Origin of the sequence: Bacillus mycoides, assembly GCF_001757995.1 — a bacterium.
In the GTDB taxonomy this organism is placed as follows: Bacteria; Bacillota; Bacilli; order Bacillales; family Bacillaceae_G; genus Bacillus_A; species Bacillus_A mycoides_B.
In genome coordinates this window covers 1-16062 of record NZ_LXLV01000005.1, presented here as the reverse complement: position 1 = coordinate 16062, position 16062 = coordinate 1, and the positions used below count along the sequence as shown (strand labels likewise).

The following is a 16062-nucleotide window of genomic DNA, read 5'->3' as shown; positions in this document are numbered from 1 at the left end:
GTATTAGGCACGCCGCCAGCGTTCATCCTGAGCCAGGATCAAACTCTCCAATAAAGTTAGTTTGTCTAGCATCTAAAAATAAAAATTGACGTTCACGTTGTTTGTTTCGTTCAGTTTTCAAAGAACTTGTTTGCCGCTCATTCGCGACTCCCTTATGTTAACATTTTCATATTTCAATGTCAACCAAGTTTTTTTATTTCTTTTGTCGCTTTCTGCGTTGTTGCTATCGGCGACTTGTCCTATATTACACCTCTAAACTCTAATCGTCAATATGTTTTTCTAAAAAAATATAAAAAGACTTATTCCTTTTAAAATAAGCCTTTTTACCCTATAACATTCTATTCATTTATTATTTTTCTATAATTGGTAATGAAACGATGAACTGAACGATCCCGTCCTCATACTCAGCTCGAATACTACCACCTTGCAACTCAACAATACTTTTCGCAATAGCTAATCCGAGCCCCGAACCTTCTTTTACTCTACTTCTAGATTGATCTTTCTTATAAAACCGTTCAAACAAGTTCCCTAACTCTTCTCTCATAAACTCTTCACTATGATTTGCAATAACAATTTGTATATCCCTACGCTGTCTTTGCAGAGAAACTTTTATCTCTCCATCATCTTTACTATACTTAATCGCATTCATTAGTAAGTTATCGAATACACGGACCATCTTTTCCGAGTCAATCATTGCATGCGCACGTTCCTCAGGAAATTTCTTAACAAATGAAAGCCCGTGCTCTTCTGCCTGCGGTACTAACTCTTCTATTAATTGATCAAGCAACTCATTTACACATACTTCTTGTTTTTCTAATACAACTTGTTCGTTCGTCAACTTCGTATAATCAAATAAATCTTCTATTAAATTCCTTAACTGCTCCGATTTTGCAAAAGCAATTCTCGTATACTCATCATGTTGTTCTTTATTTTCATATTTAGAGTCTCTAAGTAATCGTAAGTACCCCATAATAGAAGTAAGTGGTGTACGCAAATCATGAGATACATTTGTAATAAGTTCATTTTTTTGTTTCTCAAGTTTACGCTCCTTCTCAATGTTATACATGAGCTCTTCTGCCATATTGTTAATATTCTCAGTTAAAGCAGCGATCTCATCTTCACCTTTCTTTTCAATACGATAAGACAAGTTTCCTTTTTCTATTTCTTTCACACCTTCTGCCATCGCTTCTATCTGCTTCATCTTTCTCTTCGTTATATAGAAGAAAGTGAAAATGAATACGAGTACACCTATTAGAAACGGAAACGGTCCTTCTTGTGTATCATATATTACTTCTCCCTCCGGAATCCCACTAACAAACATGTACAAATTCTTTCCTTCAATGGTGATAGGTGCAAAAGCTATAAATTCTTTTCTCGTACTTTCAAATTCATTTCTACCATTTACATAATTAATCGCAAATGATGCTGCATTACGAATCGTATTATGCAAATCTATTTGCTCTTCTTGTGCTTGCTTCGTTTTATATAAAACTTTACCACTTTCGTCAGTAACCAATATTTTTAAAGCTCTAGATCCTTGTTCTAAAATTTGGTTCTCCATTTCGATCATATTTGATATAGCTTCTAATTTATTTTCATGAACCGAGCTATTTGCAGCACTTTGAGCTTGTTGGTTAATTTGCTCCATACCTGCCCGATAATCGATAGTCGCTTCACGATTCGCATTCTCAAAAAATGGCGCTGCTGCTTTCGATGATAAAACTCCTAATAATGCACAAGCAGCAAAAGTAGTAATCAATTGAATTCGTATGCTCTTTCGCACACTCTTCACTAATTTCTCCACTAATGTTCTAGCTTTCCTAACATAAGTAAATGGATTAAGTATCTTTTTCAATCTTATACCCCACTCCCCATACTGTTTTTATATATCTCGGCTTCCTTGGATTCTCCTCAATCTTTTCACGTACTTTTCGAATATGTACCATTACAGTGTTATCAGACTGGAAAGATCTTTCGTTCCAAACTTTTTCATAAATTTGCTCAGCGCTAAAGACCATACCTGGATTACGAGCTAGCAATTCTAAAATTGAAAATTCCCTTGGAGTTAACTTCACTTCTTCTCCCTCTACAATGACTTTATGAGTTGAAATGTTTATTGCCATATCCCCAATTTCTAACTCGTCCTCATTTTGAATAGCGAAGCCATTCATTTTCATATAACGACGTAGCTGCGATTTAATTCTTGCGATTAACTCTAACGGATTAAACGGTTTCGTTACGTAATCATCTGCACCTGTTGTTAATCCTAAAATTTTATCCATATCTTGCGTTTTTGCCGAAAGCATAATAATCGGCATTTCCTTCGCTTCCCTTACTTTCATACACATATGAATACCATCTACTTTTGGCATCATAATATCTAATACAACTAAGTGCACTTCATTTTCTTCTAATATACGTAACCCTTCTTCTCCGTCCCCTGCTTGCAGTACTTTATATCCTTCGTTCTTTAAATAAATTGTAATAAGGTTCCTAATTTCTTTTTCATCATCTACGACAAGTATTGTTTCCCCGGCCATAATATCTCCCCCATCACTTTTTTAATCCCTAACTTCTATTATAAGAAAACTTCTGAAGAAAAACGCTCGGAAATCCTTAAGATTTTCTGAAGACGCAAAAAAGGTCTAGACTCCCCTTAAGTCTAGACCTTTCAAAAAACCCCTTTATTTACGAACGTAGATGAAATATAGTACGAATAAAACTCCCATAACATACATAATTGGATGAATCTCTTTACGACGGCCGCTCACAACCATTGTAATTGGATAGAAGATAAACCCGATTGCAATTCCTGTTGCTATACTATACGTAAGTGGCATAGAGATGATTGTAAAGAACGCTGGTACTGCAATCTCGAATTTCTTCCAATCAATTTCTCCTAAAGATGAAACCATCAAGATTCCTACAATAATTAATGCTGGTGCCGTTACAGCTGGTGTCACAACACTTAAGAGTGGTGAGAAGAATAGTGCCAGCAAGAAGAATCCCGCTGTTACAACTGCTGTAAATCCAGAACGTCCTCCTGCTGCTACCCCTGCAGACGATTCAATGTAAGACGTTGTAGTAGATGTACCTAGAATTGCACCAATTACAGTTGCAATCGCATCTGCAAATAATGCTTTTCCTGCACGTGGTAATTTATTGTTCTTCATTAATCCCGCTTGATTCGCAACCGCTACAAGAGTACCTGCTGTATCAAAGAAATCGATAAAGAAGAACGTTATAATAACAATCGCCATTTCAACAGTGAAAATATCTCCAAAGTGAGTTAACGCCACACCGAACGTTGGTTCTAGACTCGGTATTGCTCCCACTACAGCTTTCGGAGTATCAATTAATCCTGTTGCCACCCCTAAAATCGCTGTAAGAATCATACCGTAGAAAACTGCACCATTTATTTTCTTAATCATGAAGATGATTGTAGTAACAACTCCGAAAATTGCTAATAACGTTGTGCCCTTCGTTAAATCCCCCAATCCAACAAGGACAGCATCATTTTTCACGATAATTCCGGCATTTTGGAATCCAAGGAAGGCAATGAATAATCCGATACCCGCCGCTACTGCAAACTTTAACTCTACTGGAATTGCATTAATGATTTTTTCACGAATACCTGAAGCAGTAAGAATAATAAAGATAATACCTGACATTAATGTTCCAGCAATCGCTGTTTGCCACGGAATTCCCATCGTTAACACCGCTGTATAAGCAAAGAACGCGTTTATTCCCATACCTGGCGCTAAAGCAATCGGATACTTCGCAAATATCCCCATAATTAACGAACCAATCGCCGCTGCTAATGCTGTAGCAACGAATACTGCACCTGGATCCATCCCTGTACCTGCCGGTAATCCTTTAACATTCCCAAGTGACAGCGTAGCAGGATTGACAAATAGTACGTAAGCCATAGATAGAAATGTCGTTAAACCTGCTATGAACTCTGTTTTATAATTTGTGCCGAGTTCATCAAACTGAAAATAGCGTTTCATCTTACGTTTCCCCCGTTATATGATTACTCGCCGTAATTCTCCCTAGCCCTCTTTTATCTATAAAAATAAAAAAGGCTCCCATTGCATATACATGGAAGCGTTCTATAAATAAAGACAAGTTTCCCCTCATCTTTATACAAACGCCTCGTAGTCAAGCCATTTACGGTAGCTAGGTAGAAACTTTCGGGCCATATCCCCGATATTATACGACGGCATAATATTCACTTTTCGTTTGAATTACATACTCATATTAACTTGAAAAGGGGCTTTTGTCAATTTAAAAACGAACATTTTTACAAACTATTATATTTTCGTTCGTATTAAGGGCAAAAAACAAAAAGATCCATCTATACATAAACGATAGATGGATCTTTTTTATTATAATACTATTCCCACTCAATAGTTGCTGGTGGCTTACTCGTTATATCATACACGATACGGTTAACGTGTTTTACTTCGTTTACGATACGTACAGAGATTTTCTCTAATACATCCCAAGGGATACGTGCCCAGTCAGCTGTCATACCGTCGATAGATGTTACTGCACGAATACCTACTGTGTAATCGTAAGTACGCTCGTCACCCATAACACCTACACTACGCATACCAGGAAGCGCAGTGAAGTATTGCCAAACTTCACGGTCTAATCCTGCTTTTATAATTTCTTCACGTAAAATCGCATCAGATTCACGAACGATTTCTAATTTCTCTTCTGTGATTTCACCTAATACACGAATACCAAGTCCTGGACCTGGGAACGGTTGACGCCATACGATCTCATCAGGAATTCCTAATTCTGATCCTAATACACGTACTTCATCTTTAAATAAAGTGTTTAAAGGCTCAATTAATTTGAACTGCATGTCTTCAGGAAGTCCACCAACGTTATGGTGAGATTTAATTGTTTGTGCAGTTGCTGTACCACTTTCAACGATGTCTGTGTAAAGTGTACCTTGTGCTAAGAAGTCCATACCTTGTAATTTAGAAGCTTCATCATCAAATACGTAAATGAATTCATTACCGATGATTTTACGTTTTTGTTCTGGATCTTCTACACCTTTTAACTTGTTCATGAAGCGCTCTTGTGCATCCACTTTAATAACATTCATATGGAAGCCTTCGCTAAATGTTTTCATAACACCTTCTGCTTCATCTTTACGAAGTAAACCGTGGTCCACGAAAATACATGTTAATTGGTCACCAATCGCCTTATGAATTAATACCGCTACAACAGAAGAGTCTACACCGCCACTAAGTGCGCATAATACTTTTTTGTCTCCAACAGTTTCACGGATTTTCTCTAATTCTACTTCGATAAAGTTCTCCATGTTCCATCCTTCAGAACAACCACATACGCCGAATACGAAGTTTTTAATTAAATCGTTACCGTGCTCAGAGTGACGTACTTCTGGGTGGAATTGTACACCGTATAAGTTTTCCGCTTCATTGCTCATACCAGCAATTGGACAAGACTCACTTGTTGCATCTACTACGAACCCTTCAGGTAAGCCAGTTACTAAGTCACCATGGCTCATCCACACAACTTGCTCTTCTGGAAGATTCGCATATAATTTTGATTCGTTCTCTACTTTAAGAACAGCTTTTCCGTACTCACGGTGGTTTGCACGTTCTACTTTACCACCGAAGTGTTGCGTCATAAGCTGCATACCGTAACAAATACCGAAAATCGGTAATCCTAGTTCAAAGATTTTTTCATCACAATGTAATGCACCTTCACCGTATACACTATTTGGTCCACCAGAGAAAATAATCCCTTTTGGATTCATTGCTTTAATTTCTTCTGCAGTAATTGTATGCGGATGAAGTTCACTGTATACACCGAACTCACGAATTCGACGTGCTATTAACTGATTGTACTGACTCCCAAAATCTAAAACGATAATTGTATCGTGTTGCTTTTTCAAAATAATCACCCCAACGTTAGTTCTCGTATATAAATATTTTCACCAATTTGGCGAAAAGCATTACCAATATAATAAAAAAAGCCAGTCCTCCGCCTCTAGTCTCATAACAAAGAAAAGGCAGGGGTCTGGCTTTATAAAGAAAGATAGTCTCCGCTCTTTATAAATATAAGACACACTGCCTTCATAGTCAGGTTGTTTACGGTAACCCGGTAGAGACTCTCAAACCATATCATTGAGGATATATGAAGGATCGTTTTATATTATCTTCCTAGATTCTAACAATGAAGTATCAGTATGGTCAAGAGAGAAAGCGACAAAATTCTACAGAAATTATTTTCCTGCTCTCAAAAACACAAAAAAACATCCACTTCTATATAGAAGTGGATGTTTTTCGAGCGAACGGAATTACATCATTCCGCCCATACCACCCATGCCCATGCCGCCCATGTCAGGCATTGCTGGTGCATTTGGTTCTGGCTTGTCAGCAACTACAGCTTCAGTTGTTAAGAACATAGCTGCAACAGATGCTGCATTTTGAAGTGCAGAACGAGTTACTTTAGCTGGGTCTACGATACCAGACTCAAGCATGTTAACCCATTCGCCAGTAGCTGCGTTGAAACCAACGCCTACTTTTTCGCCTTTTAGACGCTCTACAACTACAGATCCTTCTAGACCAGCGTTGATTGCAATTTGACGAACTGGCTCTTCTAGTGCACGAAGTACGATGTTGATACCTGTTGCTTCGTCGCCTTCAGCTACGATAGAAGCTACTTTCGTGTATACGTTCATAAGTGAAGTACCACCACCTGCAACGATACCTTCTTCTACTGCTGCACGAGTTGAGTTAAGTGCATCTTCAATGCGAAGTTTGCGCTCTTTTAACTCAGTTTCAGTTGCTGCACCTACTTTAATTACTGCTACACCGCCTGCTAGTTTAGCAAGGCGCTCTTGTAATTTTTCACGATCGAATTCAGAAGTAGTTTCTTCTAATTGCGCGCGGATTTGACCGATGCGAGCTTCGATTTGTTGTGTGTTTCCAATACCTTCAACTACAGTTGTGTTTTCTTTCGTTACAACGATTTTACCAGCGCGTCCTAAAGATTCAACTGTAGCAGATTTTAAGTCACGTCCTAATTCTTCAGTGATTACTTCGCCACCAGTTAAGATTGCGATATCTTCTAGCATTGCTTTACGACGGTCACCAAATCCAGGAGCTTTAACAGCTACTACATTGAATGTACCACGAAGTTTGTTCACTACTAATGTAGCTAAAGCTTCGCCTTCTACATCTTCAGCAATGATAAGAAGTGGTTTACCTTGTTGTACCACTTGCTCTAATACTGGTAAGATTTCTTGAATGTTAGAAATCTTCTTATCAGTAATTAAGATATATGGGTTATCAAGAACTGCTTCCATTTTGTCAGAATCAGTAATCATGTAAGGAGATGCATATCCACGATCAAATTGCATACCTTCTACTACGTCTAATTCTGTTGTGAATCCTTTAGATTCTTCTAAAGTAATAACGCCGTCGTTACCAACGCGCTCCATTGCTTCAGCGATTAATTGACCTACTTCTTCGTCAGCCGAAGAAATAGCAGCTACTTGTGCGATAGAAGATTTACCTTCGATTGGTTTAGAAATCACTTTTAATTCTTCAATTGCAGCAGTAACAGCTTTTTCGATACCTTTACGAAGACCCATTGGGTTTGCACCAGCTGTTACGTTTTTAAGACCTTCACGAATCATAGCTTGCGCCAATACAGTTGCAGTTGTCGTTCCATCACCAGCAACATCGTTTGTTTTGCTAGCAACTTCTGCTACTAATTTCGCACCCATGTTTTCGAATGCATCTTCTAATTCGATTTCTTTTGCGATTGTTACACCGTCATTTGTAATAAGTGGTGAACCGAATTTTTTCTCAAGTACAACGTTACGACCTTTTGGTCCAAGCGTTACTTTTACTGCGTTTGCAAGAGTGTCGACACCGCGAAGCATCGAACGACGTGCTTCTTCACTAAATTTAATATCTTTTGCCATAATAATTGACCCCCTTGGATTTTTAAAATGTATATAATTAACCGATAACCGCTAAAATGTCACTTTCACGTAAAATCAAGTAGTCTGTACCTTCGTATTTCACTTCAGTACCTGCATATTTTGAGAAGATGATAAGATCACCTGCTGCTACCTCTAAAGCAACACGCTCACCATTTTCAAGCACTCGGCCTGTACCTACCGCAATAACTTTACCCTCTTGTGGTTTTTCTTTTGCAGTTTCTGGTAATACAATACCACTTGCTGTTTTTTCTTCTGCTTGAACAAGTTCAATTACAACGCGATCACCTAATGGCTTTAGCATGAACAATAACCTCCTCATTTTGTTATGTAAATTTTATTTATTAGCACTCAAGTCACACGAGTGCTAACACACTTCTAATAATAAATAATCTCAATTTCTTTTGCAAGTAAAAAAATCATAATTTTTTCGCAAATTACTTTATGCACTTTCCTATATAGCATTACTTCTTCTACTGCCTTTACTATATGAATCGTTGTTCCCACTTCTTGTATGTTACAATATGAAAGACACCCTAAGTTGTTTTCGCTAAACGTACAACTTTTTCCTGTCTCCTATTTTATTTTCAAATACTTATTTACAAAAAAAATATAATTCAAATGAAAGTTTATATCGTAGGTAGCATATTTACATGTTATCCTACCTTATCTCATACACTAGCGTTAGAAAGGATGGTTAAACCATTTGAAAAAACAATATTGGTGGATTATCGTTACATACATTTTAATGCAGTTATCAGGCATTGCCGGGTTACCGCTTCTCCTGAAAACTGGACTATACGATAATAGGGGATTTACTAGAGAGGAAAAAATTCAGCTCATAACTGGTCATTGGGCTATCATTAGCTTTTTCATTGCATTATGCGTTGTACTTTGGTTACTCAGAACAGATATTCGTGACAGGCATTTAGATAAAACACGCTCTACTGTTCCAGCTACAATTGGGTGGATTTTTATCGGTTTCTTCTTAGCACTGTTCTCACAAAGCATTGCCGGTATGATCGAAATGCGTTTATTAGGGATTACACCAGGATCTGAAAATACAGCAAGACTTATGGACATCGCAAGAACGACACCTTGGTTCCTTATCGTCATATCTATAATAGGACCTATTTTGGAAGAAATCGTATTTAGAAAAATTTTATTCGGTACACTTTATAAGAAGTTTAACTTCTTTATTGCCGCTATTATTAGTTCACTTGTATTCGCAGCGATTCATTTTGATTTTACTCACTTATTGGTATACACTTCAATGGGGCTCGTATTCGCCTTTTTATACGTAAAAACAAAACGAATTATCGTTCCTATTGCAGCTCATGTTGCAATGAATACATTAGTTGCAGTCGCTCAAGTTGTAGTAAGTAATGAGCAAATTCAAGAAATGATTAAAGAAGCTGAAAAAATGCAAGGCTTTATCGGAGGATTTTTAGTATGAGAAACTCACCATTGTTCATGGCTGCATTGTACTTTCTTCTTGGATGTATCTTTACACGCTTCGCCATTACGAACGTAACAGATACAATCTGGAATATGTGGACAATACTATTTGCAGTTATGGCAACAATTGATTTTAATTTGGCACTACGCCTTATCTTAGTTAAATTCACAAAGAAAAAACAATAATAAAACGCAGAGGTCATCTCCTCTGCGTTTTATTGTGGATAATTCTTCAAAAAGTAAACAAGCGTTTGTAACTCTACAGCTAAATCAATGTGATGAATTCTTATATTCTCTGACACATTTAAGCGTGCTGGTGTGAAATTTAAAATACCATGCACGTTCGTTTCTGCCAATCTATCTGCCACAGATTGCGCTACTGTAGCGGGTACCGTTAATATTGCCACTTGTATATCAGTTGATAAACGTTCTTCTAATTCATCCAAATGATATACAGGAATTCCTCCGATTTCTGTTCCAACTTTCTCTTCACTAACATCAAACGCCATTTCAATTTTTGTATTATTGTTCTTCGTGAAATTATAATGTAAGAAAGCGGTCCCTAAATTACCTACTCCAATAAGTGCCACACGTGTTATATCATCTTGGTCGAGTGTTTCACGGAAAAATGATAATAAATAATTTACGTTATATCCATATCCTTTTTTTCCTAACGCTCCAAAATATGAAAAATCTCTTCGAATAGTTGCGGAATCAACCTTTACCGCTTCACTCAATTCGGCTGATGAAACACGTTGCTTACCAGAAAGAGATAAGTTTTGGATAAATCGATAGTATAGAGGCAATCGTTTGGCAGTGGCCTGTGGAATTTTTTGCTGATCCATATAACCTCTCCTCTCTTCCTATCTTTATTCGTATACTTGAATCAAATACAAAAGTTTAGCACTCGTGAATTTCCTTGTATAATAAAGAGAAGAAGTATTCTCTCTTTATTTTAAACTATACACTATTTTTAGTATGATTGAGAAATATAAACATGGCAAAGTTAAGAAATTATTTGAGGTGAAAACATTGATATTATTACAAGTGAATGGGCTTTCGAAATTATACGGTGCAGAAACGATTCTTGCAAACATAAAATTGGAAGTACAAACAAAAGATCGTATCGCATTAGTCGGACGAAATGGAGCCGGAAAATCTACATTATTAAAAATAATAGCTGGCGAGTTATCTCATGATGGTGGTGAAATTATAAAACCGAAAGATGTCTCAATGGGGTATTTAGCTCAAAATACCGGATTAGAAACGTCTTTAACAATTTGGGATGAAATGTTAACCGTCTTTACACACTTGCAGCAGATGGAGACAAAACTTCGAAGGCTAGAGCAAGAGATGGGAAAAGAAGAAAACTTTTCAAATGCGGCTATATACGAGAAATTATTAGCTGATTATGACCAATTACAATTAGATTATAAAGATCAAGGCGGCTATCAGTACGAAGCGGATATACGCTCGATTTTAAGTGGTCTTGGCTTCCCGGTTGAAACGCATCAGACGACAATTTCTACATTAAGTGGTGGACAAAAGACTCGATTAGCTCTTGGGAAATTATTATTAACTAGACCAGACTTACTTATTTTAGACGAACCTACAAACCATTTGGACATTGAGACACTAACATGGCTTGAACAATATTTACAAGGCTATCCTGGCGCGATTGTAATCGTTTCCCATGATCGTTATTTCTTAGATAAACTCGTTACACAAGTATACGAAATTTCTAATAAGGAAAGCCGACGATTTGTTGGTAACTACAGTAAATATTTAGACTTAAAATCAGCTCTATACGAGCAAGAGATGAAGCGTTATGAAAAACAACAAGATGAAATCGCTAAACTGGAAGACTTTGTGCAAAAAAATATAGCTCGCGCATCTACGACAAAACGTGCTCAAAGTCGCCGTAAACAATTAGACAGAATGGACGTATTAACTAGACCATTAGGCGATTCTAAATCAGCTTCCTTCCACTTCGATATTGAAAAACAAAGTGGAAATGATGTTTTACAAGTAAAAGATGTAACTATTGGCTATGAACAGGAACCGATTATTGAACATGTAAATATGCGCTTAACTCGTGGTGACAGTGTTGCCTTAGTTGGGCCGAACGGAATTGGAAAATCTACATTATTAAAATCCATTGTGAATAAGTTACAGCTATTACATGGAGACGTTGCTTTCGGATCAAATGTATCTGTTGGTTATTATGATCAAGAACAAGCCAACTTAACATCTTCGAAACGAGTTTTAAATGAACTATGGGATGAATATCCCCTGCAACCTGAAAAAGAAATTCGCACTATACTAGGCAACTTTTTATTCACAGGGGATGATGTACTAAAACCAGTATCTTCTCTTAGTGGTGGACAAAAGGCTCGACTAGCTCTTGCAAAACTTATGATGCAAAAATCCAATTTATTAATTCTCGATGAGCCAACAAACCATCTTGATTTAAATAGTAAAGAGATTTTGGAGAATGCTCTAATTGATTATCCAGGTACTCTTCTATTCGTCTCTCATGACCGCTACTTTATTAATCGCGTAACGACAACGGTTGTTGAGTTATCAACAGAAGGTGCACAAGAATATTTAGGTGATTACAATTATTACGTTGAAAAGAAAAATGAAATGATTGAACGTGCTGAATTTGAACAACAAGAAGATGAAGTACCTGTTCAAAAAGTGGTGGCACAAGAAAAATTAAATTATCTCGGAGAAAAAGAACGTAAACAGTTAGAGCGTCAACGTACTCGAAAAATTGAAGAACTGGAACAAAATATCGTAGGCTTAGAAGAAGAAATTGCTACATTAGAAGATCAGCTTTGCTTACCAGAAATATATGCAGATTATGAAAAGGCTAGTGAAATTACAACTAAAAAACAAACACTGCAAGAACAGCTTGAAGCTTGTATGGCAGAATGGGAAGAACTGCATATATAAGAGAATTTAAAAGAGGAGGATGTCTCATAAGTCAGGCTTTTTGACGAGATGACCTCCTTTTTATTTTCTTTTTTTGAATCAGTACCATAGTAAATGAAATTATATAAACAATTCGACAAGGATTGACAATAGTAGCACCTTATATAATAAGAGGAGGATGTTTCAAAATGTTTTTTTGGACATCTCCTTATTTTTATTTCCCAAAAAAGAATTTCTTCAAAGGTCAGACTTCACCTACGTTATCCACAAGGTTATACACATATCCACCTTTATAATATAAACTTCTAAATAACTTTTCCACATTATCCACAACTAAATAAAAAGTTATACACATTTCATGCACACAAAAAAACCCATATTATCAACAGATAATTTGGGTTTTATCCACAAGCTGTGGTTAATTTTGTGTATAACTATGCTTCAATATCTAATCCTGGATTTGCATTTAAAGCTAATGTAGCGCGTTTTCCTTGTTCGTATGCAATTGTACCTGCAGCTGCAATCATCGCTGCATTATCTGTGCATAAAGATAGAGGAGGAATAATTAGCTCTATATTTTCTTTTTGTGCAAATTCTGCTTCTAAACGTGCACGAAGCCCTTTATTAGCAGCTACTCCACCAGCAAGAAGCACTTGTTTTACATTATAAGCATCTGCTGCACGAGACGCTTTCGTTACAAGTACATCTATTACACTTTCTTGGAAACTTGCTGCTAAATCTTCTGGTGCAATTTCTATACCGCGTTGTTTTGCGTTATGCACAGTGTTGATAACTGCTGATTTCAATCCACTAAAGCTAAAATCATACGAATCAGGTTCTAGCCAAGCACGAGGCAAATCAATTGTTGGTTTTCCTTCATGCGCAAGGCGATCAATATGAGGACCACCTGGATAAGGCATTGATAATGTACGAGCTACTTTATCGTAAGCTTCTCCTGCCGCATCATCTCGCGTTTCGCCAATCACTTCAAATGAACCATGTTCTTTCATATAAACAAGCTCCGTATGCCCACCGGATACAACAAGCGATAGTAACGGGAATTGTACTTCTTTTACTAAACGGTTCGCATAAATATGACCCGCAATATGATGAACACCAACTAGAGGGATATCATGAGCAAAAGCCACAGCTTTCGCTGCATTTACACCTATTAAAAGTGCTCCAACTAAACCTGGGCCTTCTGTTACAGCAATTGCATCAATATCATCAAAAGTGATATTCGCTTCTTTTAAAGCTTCTTCTAACACAACTGTGATTTCTTCTACATGATGACGGGATGCAATCTCTGGTACAACTCCGCCAAAACGCTTATGACTTTCAATTTGTGATGCAACGATATTCGCAATGATTTCCGTTCCATTTTTAACAACTGCTACAGCTGTTTCATCACAGCTTGTTTCAATACCAAGTATAATCGTATTTTTTTCCATTATATATTCACCCACATTACAAGACCATCTTCCTGATTGTCTGCATAGTATCGTTTACGAATCCCACCATTTTGAAATCCGTATTTTCTGTATAATTGCTTTGCTACTTCATTTGACACGCGTACTTCAAGTGTCATTGTTTTTACTCCTAACCCTTTCGCTTCGGAAATGACTTCTTTCAATAAGGCATCCCCTAGCTTTTGGCCTCTGTATTCTGGCAGGATAGCTATATTTGTTACATGTGATTCATCAAGAATTATCCACAATCCACAATATCCAATTACGAGACCATCTTTTTCTAGCACGACATAATGTGCATGTTCATTCACCTCTAATTCACGGTGAAAGGCATCTGCAGTCCAAGGGGTTGAAAAAGATGCTTCTTCAATAGCTACAATTTGAGCAATATCATCGAGTGCCATCTTTCTAAATATCATATCCATCTTCTGTAGGCCCCTATTGTTTTTGACTTTCTAACCATTTTGTTTCAGCTTCAGCTAAACGAAGATAGCTAGGAACAAACGTATGCACGTCTTGTTCTTCTTTTTGTAATCCTAAAAATGCTAATTCACTTGGTCTTGGGTTATTCTTAGTGAACGGAGCAAATACAGCTTGATCACCTAAATATTCTACAATTGTTTCTTTATGCAATTTAACATCGTTACCAATAAATAAAACAGGCTGTTCTTTATCTTTTAACATTTGCAACCAGTCAACAATAAGAATAATTCGGTCTTCTTCTATTGAAGTTATATGCTCTCCTTCATATGTATATAACCCCGTGTAAATTTGACCACGTCGGCCATCAAATAAAGGACAAATTAGTCCATTAAAATTAGCACCATTTGCAGCTACCACTTCTAAACTTGATACACCTACAATTGGTATTTGAAGTGACCAAGCTAATGTTTTTGCAGCTGTCACACCTATACGAACACCTGTATATGATCCTGGTCCAGCTGCTACAATAATTTTAGTCAATTCTTTCGGTTTTACACCGCATTCTTTTAACAGTTTCTCTACAGCTGGCATAAGACGTACAGAATGGTTTTTTGTTAAATTTGTAATGATTTCCCCAATCACGTTCCCTTCCTCAATAAGGGATACACCCATTACGTAATTTGAAGTATCAATTGCTAGTACTTTCATCTTGTAATAGCTCCTCACATAATCTAATATAGCGATCTCCAATTGGCTCGAGTACAATTTTTCGTGTATCATCTCCCGCATGGAATAAACTAATTTGTAACTTCTCATTCGGTAAATATGCTTCTATTAAATGAGCCCATTCTACTACTGTAATCCCTTCACCATAGAAATACTCATCAAATCCTAAATCTTCTTCACTTTCCGCTAAACGATATACATCCATATGATATAGCGGTAATCTTCCTTTATATTCTTTAATAATATTGAAGGTAGGACTATTTACGACTCTTTTCACTCCAAGACCTTTTGCTAGTCCTTTTGTAAAAGTCGTCTTGCCAGCTCCAAGATCACCTTCTAAAATAATTACATCTTTCGCCTTTACAAGTCCCCCTAATTTTTCTGATAATCGCTGGGTTTCTTCGGAAGATTTTGTTGTTATTTCATATTTACTCACAGACTTCACCTACTTTACTCACAATGTTCTCTGCTCTTTATTATACAGGTTTTAAATATATAAAAAAGTCCTTAGGAGTTTTCCTAAGGATAGTTTGACTGTCTTTATTAGTTTTTTGTTAAAACAAATAAAAAAATACGAAACAACTTGTTTCGTTCTTTTCTTTATATAAAATGGCGGTCCCGACCGGGGTCGAACCGGCGATCTCCTGCGTGACAGGCAGGCATGTTAACCACTACACCACGGGACCATTTGGTTGCGGGGACAGGATTTGAACCTGCGACCTTCGGGTTATGAGCCCGACGAGCTACCGTACTGCTCCACCCCGCGATGATATAAATAGCTTGGCGACGTCCTACTCTCACAGGGACAAGGTCCCAACTACCATCGGCGCTAGAGAGCTTAACTTCCGTGTTCGGTATGGGAACGGGTGTGACCTCTCTGCCATCGTCACCAAACTATTGAAGGCATATTCCTTCAAAACTAGATAACATTGCTTCATATTATATGGTTAAGTCCTCGATCTATTAGTATTCGTCAGCTCCACATGTCACCATGCTTCCACCTCGAACCTATCAACCTGATCATCTTTCAGGGATCTTACTAGCTTACGCTATGGG

At 37.2% G+C, this 16062-nt stretch carries 14 protein-coding genes, 2 tRNA genes, 2 rRNA genes and 2 riboswitches; of the genes, 3 read left to right on the top strand and 15 right to left on the bottom strand.

Translation table 11 applies throughout. The features are described 5' to 3' along the window. Positions 1-349: 349 nt before the first annotated feature. From BWGOE10_RS01405 to groES, 6 genes are all read right to left on the bottom strand, one after another. The gene (locus tag BWGOE10_RS01405; RefSeq protein WP_070140625.1) at positions 350-1855 is read right to left on the bottom strand and encodes a sensor histidine kinase; all 1506 of its coding nucleotides are present in this window, start codon (positions 1853-1855) and stop codon (positions 350-352) included. Continuing rightward, on the bottom strand, positions 1839-2540 hold the full coding sequence (locus BWGOE10_RS01400; RefSeq protein ID WP_070140624.1) for a response regulator transcription factor: 702 nt from the start codon (positions 2538-2540) through the stop codon (positions 1839-1841). The genes BWGOE10_RS01405 and BWGOE10_RS01400 overlap by 17 nt, the downstream gene beginning before the upstream one ends. Before the next feature lie 144 nt (positions 2541-2684). After that, entirely contained in the window at positions 2685-4010 is a 1326-nt protein-coding gene (locus BWGOE10_RS01395) for an NCS2 family permease (protein WP_002091603.1), read from the bottom strand. Positions 4011-4138: 128 nt separating this feature from the next. Next, positions 4139-4240, bottom strand: a riboswitch (purine riboswitch). A gap of 156 nt (positions 4241-4396) precedes the next feature. Further along, on the bottom strand, positions 4397-5935 hold the full coding sequence (gene guaA, locus BWGOE10_RS01390; RefSeq protein ID WP_122974556.1) for a glutamine-hydrolyzing GMP synthase: 1539 nt from the start codon (positions 5933-5935) through the stop codon (positions 4397-4399). Positions 5936-6099: 164 nt separating this feature from the next. Continuing rightward, a riboswitch (purine riboswitch) is annotated at positions 6100-6201 on the bottom strand. Positions 6202-6340: 139 nt separating this feature from the next. Continuing rightward, positions 6341-7975 (bottom strand): chaperonin GroEL, encoded by a 1635-nt coding sequence (groL, locus tag BWGOE10_RS01385; protein WP_070140623.1) that lies wholly within the window; start codon positions 7973-7975, stop codon positions 6341-6343. A 37-nt stretch (positions 7976-8012) separates the two neighbouring features. Continuing rightward, positions 8013-8297, bottom strand: a complete 285-nt coding sequence (gene groES / locus BWGOE10_RS01380) for a co-chaperone GroES (protein ID WP_060748958.1) — start codon at positions 8295-8297, stop codon at positions 8013-8015. Positions 8298-8699: 402 nt separating this feature from the next. On the opposite strand from groES, the gene BWGOE10_RS01375 reads away from it, so the two are divergent. Both BWGOE10_RS01375 and BWGOE10_RS01370 read left to right on the top strand, forming a co-directional pair. Further along, positions 8700-9449 (top strand): CPBP family intramembrane glutamic endopeptidase, encoded by a 750-nt coding sequence (locus BWGOE10_RS01375; RefSeq protein WP_070140622.1) that lies wholly within the window; start codon positions 8700-8702, stop codon positions 9447-9449. Beyond that, entirely contained in the window at positions 9446-9637 is a 192-nt protein-coding gene (locus tag BWGOE10_RS01370) for a YdiK family protein (protein ID WP_001246201.1), read from the top strand. The genes BWGOE10_RS01375 and BWGOE10_RS01370 overlap by 4 nt, the downstream gene beginning before the upstream one ends. Before the next feature lie 29 nt (positions 9638-9666). On the opposite strand, the gene BWGOE10_RS01365 is transcribed toward BWGOE10_RS01370, so the two are convergent. After that, the gene (locus BWGOE10_RS01365) at positions 9667-10296 is read right to left on the bottom strand and encodes a redox-sensing transcriptional repressor Rex (RefSeq protein ID WP_000372704.1); all 630 of its coding nucleotides are present in this window, start codon (positions 10294-10296) and stop codon (positions 9667-9669) included. Between the two features lie 187 nt (positions 10297-10483). On the opposite strand from BWGOE10_RS01365, the gene BWGOE10_RS01360 reads away from it, so the two are divergent. Next, entirely contained in the window at positions 10484-12409 is a 1926-nt protein-coding gene (locus tag BWGOE10_RS01360) for an ABC-F family ATP-binding cassette domain-containing protein (RefSeq protein WP_098786478.1), read from the top strand. A 413-nt stretch (positions 12410-12822) separates the two neighbouring features. On the opposite strand, the gene tsaD is transcribed toward BWGOE10_RS01360, so the two are convergent. The 8 genes from tsaD to BWGOE10_RS01320 all read right to left on the bottom strand — a co-directional run. Then, the gene (gene tsaD / locus BWGOE10_RS01355; RefSeq protein ID WP_070140620.1) at positions 12823-13839 is read right to left on the bottom strand and encodes a tRNA (adenosine(37)-N6)-threonylcarbamoyltransferase complex transferase subunit TsaD; all 1017 of its coding nucleotides are present in this window, start codon (positions 13837-13839) and stop codon (positions 12823-12825) included. Next, entirely contained in the window at positions 13839-14282 is a 444-nt protein-coding gene (rimI, locus tag BWGOE10_RS01350; RefSeq protein ID WP_070140619.1) for a ribosomal protein S18-alanine N-acetyltransferase, read from the bottom strand. Before rimI ends, tsaD begins: the two co-directional genes overlap by 1 nt. A 13-nt stretch (positions 14283-14295) precedes the next feature. After that, positions 14296-14988: a tRNA (adenosine(37)-N6)-threonylcarbamoyltransferase complex dimerization subunit type 1 TsaB gene (gene tsaB, locus BWGOE10_RS01345; protein WP_070140618.1), complete on the bottom strand. Its 693-nt coding sequence runs from the start codon at positions 14986-14988 to the stop codon at positions 14296-14298. Next, the gene (tsaE, locus tag BWGOE10_RS01340; RefSeq protein ID WP_070140617.1) at positions 14969-15442 is read right to left on the bottom strand and encodes a tRNA (adenosine(37)-N6)-threonylcarbamoyltransferase complex ATPase subunit type 1 TsaE; all 474 of its coding nucleotides are present in this window, start codon (positions 15440-15442) and stop codon (positions 14969-14971) included. Before tsaE ends, tsaB begins: the two co-directional genes overlap by 20 nt. Before the next feature lie 174 nt (positions 15443-15616). Further along, positions 15617-15692: transfer RNA gene (locus BWGOE10_RS01335), tRNA-Asp, on the bottom strand. A 3-nt stretch (positions 15693-15695) separates the two neighbouring features. Beyond that, positions 15696-15772, bottom strand: a tRNA-Met gene (locus BWGOE10_RS01330). Between the two features lie 12 nt (positions 15773-15784). Continuing rightward, positions 15785-15900: ribosomal RNA gene (gene rrf / locus BWGOE10_RS01325) — 5S ribosomal RNA — on the bottom strand. A 49-nt stretch (positions 15901-15949) separates the two neighbouring features. After that, positions 15950-16062: ribosomal RNA gene (locus BWGOE10_RS01320) — 23S ribosomal RNA — on the bottom strand; the annotation flags it as partial.